The sequence below is a fragment of the Rhizobium sp. BK376 genome, assembly GCF_004341625.1.
In the GTDB taxonomy this organism is placed as follows: domain Bacteria; phylum Pseudomonadota; class Alphaproteobacteria; order Rhizobiales; family Rhizobiaceae; genus Rhizobium.
In genome coordinates, this window is record NZ_SLZG01000002.1 from 600,465 (window position 1) to 611,391 (window position 10,927).

A 10,927-nucleotide genomic window follows, 5' to 3' on the forward strand; every position below is an offset into this window, starting at 1 on the left:
GCCGGGCATCCCCTCAAATATAAAGCGGCGCCATCTTCCGCCAGACGCCTGCGCGGTGAGCGCGGCCGTCCCAGCGATGCAGTTGGTGGCCGACCTGCTTTTCTGCCAGCAAGCGGCTGAGATGGAGATTGTTGTCAAGGAAGGGATCGGCGTCCCCGATGGTCAGCACGATGTCGATCTGCCGGAGTTTCTCAAGCCGCCAATCGCAATTCAGGCCGGGCAGGAAATGCGTCGGCGTGTGGAAATAGACGGTGTCGTCGTAATAGCCGTCGAAGAGGTCGCCGAAGGATTCGACCTTCAGCGTCAGGTCGTAGCGGCCGGAGAAAGCGACGAGCTTGCGGAAGAGATGCGGATGGCGGAAGACGAGGCTGGCCGCCTGATAGGCGCCGAGGCTGCAGCCCTGCACGATGGTGCAATCGTTAGGGTTCTTCTCAGCCATCAGCGGCAGGACTTCATTCAGGATATAGTTTTCGAAGGCCTCGTGGCGGCGGATGCGCTCGGCGGGGTGGCGGTGCGATCCGTAGAAGGTCTCGGTCGCGAGGCCCTCGATGCAGTAGAGCTGCAGGTAACCGGCCCGCAGTTTGTCTGCGAGACTGGCGACGATACCGAGCTGTTCATATTCCCAAAAGCGCCCGTCGCGTGTCGGAAACATCAGCACCTTGGCTCCGGTATGGCCGAAAACAAGAAGCTCCATGTCCCGCTGCAGGCGATGGCTATACCAACGCAGATATTCGCGGTTCATAACACCTGGAAGAAGTGACCCACTTTCCGACGGAGATCAGCGTTCTGTTCTCCGCTACCAGGATAATCGAAGTGGCCAGCGTCCAGGATGAAGATTTCGTTAAAGTTTGATTGCGGAATTGCGTCGGCGACCGCGAACTGGCAGGGCGGCGCAACAGCCGGATCGAAGAGGGCGACAGCGACAAGCATCGGTATCTTGATCCTTTCCGCAGCACTCGCCGAATCGAACAGGCGCAGGGTTTCGAACACGCTGCCGTGGGTCTTCTGGTAGGTCTGGACGGAATCGGCGCTGCCGACCGTCGGCAGGCTCAGCCACAGTTTCCTTTGTCCAAAGGTCGGCACGACGAGATGGCCGCGAGTGATGCGGTCGTCGAAGGGGATGGCCAGCGCGCCGATGCCGCCGCCGAAGCTGATGCCGCTATAGCCGATATGGCCTGACAGCCAGGGATAGAGCACGAGTAGTGTCGAGACGGCGATCCAGAGGTCGTCGACGCAGCCGCCGATAATGTAATCGTCCGGCTTGTCGATGCCGTAGAGGACGTGGCCGCTGGCGTCCGCCGGGATCGGTGGACAGGCGCTGAGTGACAGGCCGCGAGCGCAGGGGAAAAGGACTGCCGTCTCCTCGACCGGCAGATCGAAATCCGGCTGGTCGCGCCCGCCATAGCCATGTCCGACGACGAGCCCGCGACGCACCGGCTTGTCGCGTGGCAAAAGCAACCAGCCGCCGATCTTGAAGGAGCCGGTCGACATGTAGGTGATATCGAGAACTACCCAGCCGGGGTGCTCGAGCTTGCTTTTGCGAAGCACCGGCTGCGGGTCGGTTGCGAGAGCCCGGCTATATCGTTTCTGCCAGAAATTGTCGAAACCAGGCGGCTCCTCTGGAGGCTCGACCGCGAGAAGCTGTTCGAGCTTCATGCCGTAGGTGGGGTCGAAGGGGAAGGGGTGTGTTGTCGGAACGCTCATAGGTTCGTTTTTCCGCGAAAGGACCGGCAATGCAAGACAGTCATGTCTGTCCAAGCGGACAAAACTACGTCATCTGCCCCCGGATCAGAGCGAAAAGTGCAATGGGCCTAGGGCAATAAAGGCCGATATAACGCCAATTCGGGCGGGATCAGAGCTTGCGCAGCCTGTCTCCGTCATGCTCCATGACGTTTCCTTTTTTCCCATCCAGTCGTTCGCCCGCCATGCTCAAAGATTTCTCCGTGCAAAGCCTGTTCATGGGCTGCCTCACTGCCTTTGTCGGCTTCGCCAGTTCCTTTGCCGTTGTGCTGCACGGGCTGCAGGCGGTGGGTGCCACGGATGCGCAGGCCGCGTCCGGCCTGACGGCGCTCTCGATAGCGATGGGCATCTGCGCCATCGTGCTCAGCCTTACCACCCGGTTGCCGATCAGCATTGCGTGGTCGACGCCGGGGGCCGCGTTGCTTGCCAGCGCCGGCGTGGTCGAGGGTGGGTTTCCGGCTGCTGTCGGCGCGTTTCTCGTCTGCGCCGTGTTGATCGTCATTGCCGGGCTGTTCCGGCCGCTGGGGCGAGCGGTGGCTTCCATTCCGGCGCCGCTTGCCAATGCCATGCTCGCCGGCGTGCTGATCGGGCTCTGCTTTGCGCCGGTCAAGGCGATCTCTTACAATCCGCTTTTCGGCCTGCCGATCGTCCTTGCCTGGATCGCCGTCGGTGCATTCAGGCGGCTCTGGGCAGTGCCTGCCGCGTTGGCTGCCTTCGCGCTGGTGCTCGCCTTTGGCGTCCATGTTCCGGATGGTGCGCTCGCATCGCTTGAAGGGTCGCTGCTGCCGCGTGTCGAGTTCGCCATGCCGGTCTTCACCCTTGCCGCCCTGGTCTCGATCGCCCTGCCGCTTTTCATCGTCACCATGGCCTCGCAGAATATTCCTGGTATCGCGGTGCTGAAGGTCAATCATTACAATCCGAAGCCTGGGCCGCTCTTTGCCGCCACCGGCCTGTTCTCCATCCTCAGCGCGCCCTTTGGCGGACATGCCGTCAATCTGGCGGCGATCACGGCCGCCATGTGCGCCGGGCAGGATGCGCATGCCGATCCGTCGCGGCGCTATTGGGCCGCTGTCGTTGCCGGTATGGCCTATATCGTGCTCGGGCTGCTCGCCGGCGCGGTTACCGCCTTCGTCGGGCTGGCGCCGCCGATCCTGATCGAGGCCGTCGCCGGTCTTGCGCTCGTTGCTGCATTTTCAGGTTCGGCGATGGCAGCCTTCCAGCATGCGGAAACGCGGGAGGCGGCGGCCATCACCTTCCTTGTCACCGCCTCGGGAGTCTCCTTTGCCGGCATTTCCGGTGCCTTCTGGGGCCTGCTGGCGGGCGGATTGATGATGCTGCTGCAGAAATTTGTGCAGATGACAAAAAGGTAGACCGGGGCTTGCTTGTTTTTGATGCCTTGGCTATAGCTCGGCTCATGAAGTCCACTGGCGCAAAGATTTCCGAGCAGATTGTACGCGGGCGTATCGCCCTGCGAGACAACACGCGCGCCCTTACCTCGCTTCTTCTCCTCGGCCTTACGCGCGGTTGCCGGGTCCGTTGAGGGGCGCCCGGCGGCCGACAAGCCCGCCAGGCCAACGCTCCTCGCACAAACATTCAAGACCTGAGCATACTAGACCCATAAAGGTCCGCATCAGCGACGGCTTTTACCCCTAGGGGACGCCAAGCAATGCGTGAATCGAGGAAAGACGACGATCATGGACTCCAAGGCATCTTCCAACACCAACGGTTCGACCAAGCGCGGCATGCCCGACGCCGCGCAGAAATATCGGGCCTATCCGCAAGTGAATATTCCGGACCGTACCTGGCCGACCAAGGTACTGACCAAGGCGCCGATCTGGTGCTCGGTCGACTTGCGCGACGGTAACCAGGCGCTGGTCGATCCGATGGGCCATGACCGCAAGGCCCGCATGTTCCATCTGCTGCTCGAGATGGGCTTCAAGGAAATCGAGATCGGCTTTCCCTCGGCATCGCAGACGGATTTCGATTTCGCCCGCTGGTGTGTGGAGCAGGGCAACGTGCCCGACGACGTGTCGCTGCAGGTCCTGGTGCAGTGCCGCCCGGAACTGATCACGCGTACCTTCGAGGCTCTGGAAGGCGCCAACCAGCCGATCGTGCATTTCTACAATTCCACCAGTGAGTTGCAGCGCCGCGTCGTCTTCGCCAAGGACGTCCAGGGCATCAAGCAGATCGCGGTGGATGCGGCCAAGATGATCAGCGACATGGCCGCCAAGACTGGCGGCGGCTACCGTTTCGAATATTCTCCGGAAAGCTTCACCGGCACAGAACTCGAAGTGGCGCTGGAAATCTGCAATTCCGTCATCGAGGTGATGAAGCCGACGCCAGACAACAAGCTGATCATCAACCTGCCCTCGACCGTCGAAATGGCGACCCCGAACATCTATGCCGACCAGATCGAATGGATGTGCCGCAACCTCGACAACCGCGAAAATCTGATCATCTCGCTGCATCCGCACAATGACCGCGGCACGGGCATCGCTGCCGCCGAACTGGCGCTGCTCGCCGGCGCCGACCGCGTCGAAGGCACGCTGTTCGGCAACGGCGAGCGCACCGGCAATGTCGACGTGGTGACGATGGCGCTGAACATGTTCACGCAGGGCGTCGATCCCGGGATCGATTGCTCCAATATCGAGCGTATCAAGGAAGTGTTCGAATATTCGAACCAGATGGCGATCGGCGAGCGCCACCCCTATGTCGGCGAACTGGTCTACACCGCTTTCTCGGGCTCGCATCAGGACGCGATCAACAAGGGCATGAAGGCGGCCAAGGTCGCCAACCATCCGGTCTGGGAAGTGCCATACCTGCCGATCGATCCGCAGGATGTCGGCCGCACCTATGAGGCGATCATCCGCATCAACTCGCAGTCCGGCAAGGGCGGCATCGCCTATATCCTGCAGCAGGATTACGGGTTGAACCTGCCGCGCAATCTGCAGGTGGAGTATCGCGAGGAGATCCAGCGCATCACCGACGAAGAGGGCAAGGAATTGCCATCGAAGCGCATCTACGAGCATTTCATCGATCGCTACGTGACGCAGCCGGGCGGGCGGATCAAGTTTGTCGATCATCACACCTATCCCGATACCGAGCGCAAGGGCCAGCGGATCGTTGCTGCCGAGATTACCGACAATGGTGAGCTCAAGCGGATCGAAGGTCGCGGCAACGGCCCGATCGACGGCTTCATCAACGCGCTCTCGATCTATCTCGGCATTCCGATGAGCGTTGAGGACTATTCGGAGCACTCGCTCCAGCACGGTTCGAACGCTGCGGCGATCTCCTACGTCGAGACATCCTATCCCGGCGGCAAGCTCTTCGGCGCCGGCATCAACACCAATATCGTCGCCGCCTCGCTAGAGGCGATCGTATCTGCCGCGAACCGGGTCATGGAAGCGAAGGCAAAGGGCTGAAATTCAGCCGGACGAAATGAAGCCATGGAACGGCAGCGGGATCAAATCCGCTGCCTTTTGCTTGTCAGGCATTTGCATGATCGATCGCTGTGGTCATCCTCGGATGGGCGGAGCCGTCGGCGGCCCGTCAGATCTGGTTGGAAACCCGGTCGGCGATATCGTCCAGCGTCGGATCGGAGGAGGGGCCGGCGACTGCATAGGCAACGCCGCTGCGATGCCAGGACACAACGCCGACATCGTCCTTGATGACCTCGTTGAATTCGTCGCTGGCCGTGGTGTCGTTGTCCTTGAGGAAATAAATCGCAATGATGTCGCCATCCCCGTTCGTATAGCTCAGCTGACCGACGGGTTTGCCGGCGGCGACGAGCAGGCGTGCTCCCTGGAAGGTGAGCCCGTCACTGGCGAGGTCGGGAACGGCGAATTTTACGCCAACGCTTTGGGTCAGCCAGCGGCTGATCTCGTCTGCCTGTATCGCCGGCACTTCGGAAATATGCTGCGGCTGGTGGGAATAGATACGGTGCGACGCGGCGATCTCGTCCAGCCACGTATGGCTTGGAATCTGGGCGATCGGCGTCGGCGCGGGAGGGGCTGCCGGTTGAGAGCCAACGAAGTATCCTATGCCACCACCGATGACGAACAGGATAAGCGAGGCGGCAAGCGCCTGACGTCCATTCGGAGCGAGCTTCAGTGGCGGCCTGGCCAGACGCGGCGTTTCCCGCATCTTCGGCGGCTGCACGCTCTTGATCGCGCGTACGAGAGAGAGCGGAACGGGCTCTTTCAGAACTTCATCAAAGGCCTTGCGTCCAACATCCGAGCCATGCCGCAGCGTCTCATAAATCTGGCGGGCTTCCGGATCCGAGGCGATGAGATGCTCGAGTTCCTCTTTTTCCTCGCGGGTGGTCTCTCCGTCCATATAGGCGGATAGACGTGCCTCGATCGGCATTTTCCTGTTATCCTGCACGCTTAGAACTTTCGAGGAGAACGGCTGCGGCCCATGGTTGCGAGTTTCAGGCGGGCACTTGCAAGACGCGTTGCGACCGTCGACTGGGGTATGCCAAGGATTTCCGCCGCCTGCTTGTACGTATGTCCTTCCGCATCCACCAGAAGAAACACACTAGCAAGACCTTCGGGCAAAGATATGACGATCTGGTGCGATTCGCTGGATTCGACCGGGTTCATCTGCGCCGCGAGTTCGCCATGCTCCAGCGCACCACCCTTGGCGGAGCCGCGGCGCATCTTATGACGGCGGGATTCGTCGATCCATTGATGGCGCGCAATCGTGTAGAGCCAGCTATCCAGTCTGATATCGCTGCTCCACTGGTGGATCTTTGCGATGCCGCGCTGACAGACATTCTGGACAAGCTCATCGGCGTCAGCGGTGTCGCCGGTCATGGTCACTGCAAAACGGCGCAGCTTCGGCAGAAGGCCGACCAGATCGCGCCTGATATCCATAGCTGCTACCGACGGACGCATTGTCTTTCCAGGGAAACGTTAGGGGTCATTCTGCGGTATTATCGGCATTGGATCTCCGCGCCTCGCGTCGATCCTTCCAGTGGAAAACAGGTCTCATGGAAAGGATCGAGCGAATAGCAGAAGATCGTTTCATATTGATATGAACCATTTCGGTGATGCTTCGCAAGTCCGTAAAATGGGTGGTTGTCTTTGTGTTTCGTTTGCTCACGCGAACTTTATAATGGGTAACGCAGCTGATCCCTTTAGTACTGTCGGTAGCCGTTCAGGGATTGCAGAAGCGAGCGATAGGCCCAGGTGTTTTCCCCGCCGCGATCGCGTATTTCGACGAGCTGAACGCGGGCTGCCTGCACGTCACCCTGTTCCAGAAGCGCCTGTCCCATATAGGAACGCGCGAGGATGTAGTTTTCATCCTGCTGAAGTGCCTTGTGGTAATAATTCATGCCGACTTGCATTCGCCCGGCCTTGCGGTTGGAATAGCCGAGATAGTTGAGGATGCGCGGATCGTCCTGATTCTTGGCGAGCTTCAGCACATTGATCGCGTTCTGATATTGCCCCGCATAGGCGAACTCACGCGCTGCCTGGAAAAGCTGATCGTCGTTCAGGCTGCTCTTCTTGGCGTTGACGCATTCCTTCTTGTCCTTGTCCCAGACCTTGCCGTTCTTGCATTTGGTTGTGGTCTCGGTTTTCGGCGGAGGTACTGTGTCATCGTTCTCGGTACCGGCGGCCCATGTTTCGGTTGAAAAAGTGAGCAACAGACCAGCCGTAACTGCGGTGATCGCAAAGCCTTTTGAGAACATGCGCATGAGCTTTTTTCCTCCCAAGCCAAGATGCCAAAGTCTAGTCCCAGGCGATGGAAAACACCATGGAAACCGTGCGCCGACGCTCGCAAAAAGCACCTGCTTTTGAAACTAAGGCAGTCTTTCCCGCAGGAAAGGGGAAGTTCGATTTTTTGGACGCTATCTGCGCAGAATATCTGTGCTTTCGCCTGAAACCGCGTCGCCCATGGGATTGAGGCTGAAGCGTTCCGCCTGCAGATTCCAGGAGCCCGGTGCCCCCGAGATCGTGAAGAGATTATAGGCGGCCGGCGGCTTGTGGCTGCCCGGTCCCTGCGAGGCGGAAGCGATGCCGACCACGGGCACCGGCCCCGTCTGTCCCCGCAGCCAATGCAGCGTGTTGAGATGGGTGTGACCGTGCAGGACGAGTTCGGCGCCGCCGGTCGAGACCACGGCAGCAAAGCGGCGGATGCCGATCATGCGCTTGTAGAAGGAGGTCGCGCCACGGATCGGAGGATGATGGATCATGACGACGCGAAACAGGCCGGCCTCGCCGGCGGCGCGCAGCATATTGACGGTCTCGCGGGCCTGCCTCGGACTGAAGTAGCCACTGGCTGCAAAGGGTGGTGTTGCGACAGCCGTCGAGCAGCCGATCAGGGCGACGCGATCGCGGATGCGCAAGTACGGGAAGATGTGACCTTCCTCGCTCCATTCCGCAGGCGCGTGATCGCCGCGAACATAGGGATACCAGGCGCGCATCGATTTTTCGTAGGCGCCGGGCACATAAGCGTCATGATTGCCCGGCACAACGGAAGCGAAGGCCGGATCGCCCACCGTTGTCAGCCATTCGGCTGCCGTGCGGATTTCGATACCGCTGGCGAGGTTGACCAGATCGCCTGTCACGGCAAGGTGGTCGACGTTCTTCGAGGCAATGTCTTGCAGAAGGACGTCGAGCGTGCTGCCAAAAAGGTGCTTGCGCCGGTTTCGGTGCCAGTTCACAAATCCGGTTATGCGCTTGGAAGCGAGTTCCCGAATCGAAAGCCGGGGGAGGGGTCCGAGGTGGATATCGGAGATATGCGCGAGCTTGAACATGAAATGAGACATAGACCAGGCTACTGTCAAATCAAACACTTCAGCTGCAGCGCAGCAAAAGGTTTCGCCGGATTTCCTCCGGCATGCGGCGGAACGTCACGCAGGGGAGTGACATTTTGAACGAGCGGTCTTCACCGTCCATGCGCAGTTGGCGAGGCCGGATACTCGGCTACATGATCCATAGTTATTTTGCCGTTTCCCGCGGCATGACGATGGGCGTGCGCGCCGCCTGTTTCGATAGCGAAGGGCGGCTTTTCCTGGTGCGGCATTCCTATCTTCCCGGCTGGCATATGCCGGGCGGCGGCGTCGAGCGGCGCGAGACCGTCGAGCAGGCTCTGATCAAGGAATTGCGCGAGGAGGGAAACCTCGTGATGACGGCGCGACCGCAGTTCTTCCATGTCTATTACAACAAGGCGGCGAGCAAACGCGACCATGTCCTGTTCTATCGTGTGACGGTCGAGCAGACCGCTCCACGGAAGCCCAATCTCGAGATCGTGGAATCCGGCTTCTTTCCTCTCGACGACCTGCCTCCCGAGACGACGGCCGCCACGCACCGCCGTCTGAGGGAGCTGGAGGGCAGCACGCCGCTCTCCGATTATTGGTGACCTCAGGCGGCAGCCGCAAACGTGTTGCGACCGTGTGGCCGGTCGAAGTCCAGATCAGGGCCGACGGGGACGATGCCGGTCGGATTGATGGTCCTGTGGCTGCGGTAATAGTGTTCCTTGATATGAGCGAGGTTCACCGTTTCGGCCACTCCCGGCACCTGGTAGAGGTCCCTGAGATAGCCGGGTAGGTTCTTGTAATCGTCGATGCGGCGGATGTTGCACTTGAAATGGCCGACATAGACGGCGTCAAAGCGCACCAGCGTGGTGAACAGCCGCCAGTCGGCTTCGGTTATCGAGTCGCCGAAGAGGTAGCGGCTCTTGCCCAGGCGCTTGTCCAGCATATCCAGCGTTTCGAACAGCTTGGCCACGTTTTCACCATAGGCTTCCTGCGTGGTCGCAAAGCCCGCCTTGTAGACGCCGTTGTTGACGGTGTCGTAGACGACCGCATTCAGCGCATCGATCTCGGCCTGCAGGGGTTCGGGGTAGAAATCCTCCCTTGAGCCGGTGATGCCATTGAAGGCGCTGTTGAACATGCGGATGATTTCGGACGATTCGTTGTTGACGATCGTTTCGTTCTTCTTGTCCCAGAGCACGGGCACGGTGACGCGGCCGGAATAATGCGGATCGGCCTTCACGTAGATTTCCCAGAGGGCCTTTGATCCGAAGAGATGGTCCACGGTCCCGCCGTCGCGGTTTTTGAACTCCCATCCGTTTTCCAGCATCAGGGGATCGACGATGGAGACGGAAATGATGTTCTCCAGCTTCTTCAGCTTGCGGAAGATGAGGGTGCGGTGCGCCCAGGGGCAGGCCAACGCCACATAGAGGTGATATCGTCCGGCCTCGGCCTTGAAGCCGCCCGTGCCGCTTGGGCCCGGAGCGCCGTCGGCCGTCACCCAGTTTCGGAACTGCGATGCAGCGCGCTTGAAATGGCCCTTTGATTCCTTTGTGTCGTACCAGACGTCATGCCAGACGCCGTCAACCAGCATGCCCATAATCTCGTCCTTTCGGTGAACCTGTGTGAAAAATACGATGGAACGGCGAAAATTCGAGATGGCAAAGATTGAACAGTGCGTCTGCACTCCAATCCGGATATTTTGCATTGGACGGGCAGCTTATTTCCTGCTATCGCGCTTTTCACAATTTGTTTGAGGTCCCGATTGATGAACGCAGCGAGAAGCCTGCGACGACGCTGATGCTCCCGAACGCCTGACGGCGTGTTCGAGATTCATCCCTTTTGTCTATCCGGTTTCTTACGTTCATGCACAAGCACGATCTGGTCTACCTCACTGAGGACGCGTCGCACGACGACGTCATCGAACTCATCAACGAAGAAGCATTTGGTCCCGGACGGTTTGTCCGTGCCGCTGCGCGGATCCGCGAGCAGGGGCCGCACGATCGCTCGCTCTCCTTCATCTGCGCCGATGATGGCGAGACGATCGCATCCGTCAGGATGACGCCGGTGCTGGCCGGCACGGTCAAAGGTCATCTGCTCGGGCCGCTCGCGGTTCGGCCTTCACACAAAAACAAGGGCATCGGCCGTGAGCTGGTCCGCATCGCCGTGGAGGCTGCGAGGCGCAAGGGGTCGGAGGCGGTGATCCTCGTCGGCGATCCGCCCTATTACGGGCCGCTCGGCTTCGAGAAGGTCGCCTATAACGCCTTGGCTTTCCCAGGCCCGGTCGATCCCGGCCGCGTGCTGGTCGTGCCGATTGCGGCAGATGTGCATGAGCGGCTGCACGGGACGATCGCCTGGCGCGAGCAAGCCGAGGAGGCTGTCCTCGAAGACGAGGAAATTCCAGCACTGGCCTATAGGGCTCGCGCCTGA

General features: G+C 60.1%; 11 protein-coding genes. 4 read left to right on the forward strand and 7 right to left on the reverse strand.

From position 1 onward, the window contains the following. Window positions 1–13 precede the first annotated feature (13 nt). On the reverse strand, window positions 14–742 hold the full coding sequence (locus EV561_RS07390) for an alpha/beta hydrolase-fold protein (RefSeq protein WP_132519278.1): 729 nt from the start codon (window positions 740–742) through the stop codon (window positions 14–16). Then, window positions 739–1,704, reverse strand: coding sequence for an acetylxylan esterase (locus tag EV561_RS07395; RefSeq protein ID WP_132519281.1), 966 nt, complete (start codon window positions 1,702–1,704; stop codon window positions 739–741). The genes EV561_RS07390 and EV561_RS07395 overlap by 4 nt, the downstream gene beginning before the upstream one ends. A 221-nt stretch (window positions 1,705–1,925) precedes the next feature. On the opposite strand from EV561_RS07395, the gene EV561_RS07400 reads away from it, so the two are divergent. Then, complete coding sequence (locus tag EV561_RS07400; protein WP_132519284.1) at window positions 1,926–3,110, forward strand: benzoate/H(+) symporter BenE family transporter; 1,185 nt, start codon at window positions 1,926–1,928, stop codon at window positions 3,108–3,110. A gap of 324 nt (window positions 3,111–3,434) precedes the next feature. Further along, window positions 3,435–5,162: a 2-isopropylmalate synthase gene (gene leuA, locus EV561_RS07405; protein ID WP_132519287.1), complete on the forward strand. Its 1,728-nt coding sequence runs from the start codon at window positions 3,435–3,437 to the stop codon at window positions 5,160–5,162. A 127-nt stretch (window positions 5,163–5,289) separates the two neighbouring features. Here the strand turns inward: leuA and EV561_RS07410 are convergent, their stop codons facing one another. The 4 genes from EV561_RS07410 to EV561_RS07425 form a co-directional block, all read right to left on the reverse strand. Then, window positions 5,290–6,105, reverse strand: a complete 816-nt coding sequence (locus EV561_RS07410; RefSeq protein WP_132519290.1) for an anti-sigma factor — start codon at window positions 6,103–6,105, stop codon at window positions 5,290–5,292. Window positions 6,106–6,125: 20 nt separating this feature from the next. Then, window positions 6,126–6,635 (reverse strand): RNA polymerase sigma factor, encoded by a 510-nt coding sequence (locus EV561_RS07415; RefSeq protein WP_132519293.1) that lies wholly within the window; start codon window positions 6,633–6,635, stop codon window positions 6,126–6,128. Window positions 6,636–6,877: 242 nt separating this feature from the next. After that, window positions 6,878–7,432 carry a tetratricopeptide repeat protein gene (locus EV561_RS07420; RefSeq protein WP_245512627.1) on the reverse strand — a complete coding sequence of 185 codons (555 nt, stop codon included), beginning with the start codon at window positions 7,430–7,432 and terminating at the stop codon, window positions 6,878–6,880. A 159-nt stretch (window positions 7,433–7,591) separates the two neighbouring features. After that, window positions 7,592–8,530, reverse strand: a complete 939-nt coding sequence (locus EV561_RS07425) for a metallophosphoesterase (RefSeq protein ID WP_132519299.1) — start codon at window positions 8,528–8,530, stop codon at window positions 7,592–7,594. Between the two features lie 143 nt (window positions 8,531–8,673). Here EV561_RS07425 and EV561_RS07430 point away from each other — a divergent pair, with 143 nt between their 5' ends. Next, window positions 8,674–9,105 (forward strand): NUDIX domain-containing protein, encoded by a 432-nt coding sequence (locus tag EV561_RS07430; protein ID WP_245512609.1) that lies wholly within the window; start codon window positions 8,674–8,676, stop codon window positions 9,103–9,105. 2 nt (window positions 9,106–9,107) lie between these two features. Here EV561_RS07430 and EV561_RS07435 read toward each other — a convergent pair whose 3' ends face one another. Further along, on the reverse strand, window positions 9,108–10,097 hold the full coding sequence (locus EV561_RS07435; protein ID WP_132519302.1) for a glutathione S-transferase family protein: 990 nt from the start codon (window positions 10,095–10,097) through the stop codon (window positions 9,108–9,110). 266 nt (window positions 10,098–10,363) lie between these two features. Here EV561_RS07435 and EV561_RS07440 point away from each other — a divergent pair, with 266 nt between their 5' ends. Continuing rightward, window positions 10,364–10,927, forward strand: a complete 564-nt coding sequence (locus tag EV561_RS07440) for an N-acetyltransferase (RefSeq protein WP_132519305.1) — start codon at window positions 10,364–10,366, stop codon at window positions 10,925–10,927.

Bases quoted from the DNA above. Each gene is read 5' to 3' on its own strand.
- EV561_RS07420 (WP_245512627.1), bottom strand. From the start codon at position 7,432: ATGTTCTCAAAAGGCTTTGCGATCACCGCAGTTACGGCTGGTCTGTTG.
- EV561_RS07440 (WP_132519305.1), top strand. From the start codon at position 10,364: ATGCACAAGCACGATCTGGTCTACCTCACTGAGGACGCGTCGCACGAC.
- EV561_RS07430 (WP_245512609.1), top strand. From the start codon at position 8,674: ATGATCCATAGTTATTTTGCCGTTTCCCGCGGCATGACGATGGGCGTG.
- EV561_RS07410 (WP_132519290.1), bottom strand. From the start codon at position 6,105: ATGCCGATCGAGGCACGTCTATCCGCCTATATGGACGGAGAGACCACC.
- EV561_RS07400 (WP_132519284.1), top strand. From the start codon at position 1,926: ATGCTCAAAGATTTCTCCGTGCAAAGCCTGTTCATGGGCTGCCTCACT.
- EV561_RS07435 (WP_132519302.1), bottom strand. From the start codon at position 10,097: ATGGGCATGCTGGTTGACGGCGTCTGGCATGACGTCTGGTACGACACA.
- leuA (WP_132519287.1), top strand. From the start codon at position 3,435: ATGGACTCCAAGGCATCTTCCAACACCAACGGTTCGACCAAGCGCGGC.
- EV561_RS07395 (WP_132519281.1), bottom strand. From the start codon at position 1,704: ATGAGCGTTCCGACAACACACCCCTTCCCCTTCGACCCCACCTACGGC.
- EV561_RS07415 (WP_132519293.1), bottom strand. From the start codon at position 6,635: ATGCGTCCGTCGGTAGCAGCTATGGATATCAGGCGCGATCTGGTCGGC.
- EV561_RS07390 (WP_132519278.1), bottom strand. From the start codon at position 742: ATGAACCGCGAATATCTGCGTTGGTATAGCCATCGCCTGCAGCGGGAC.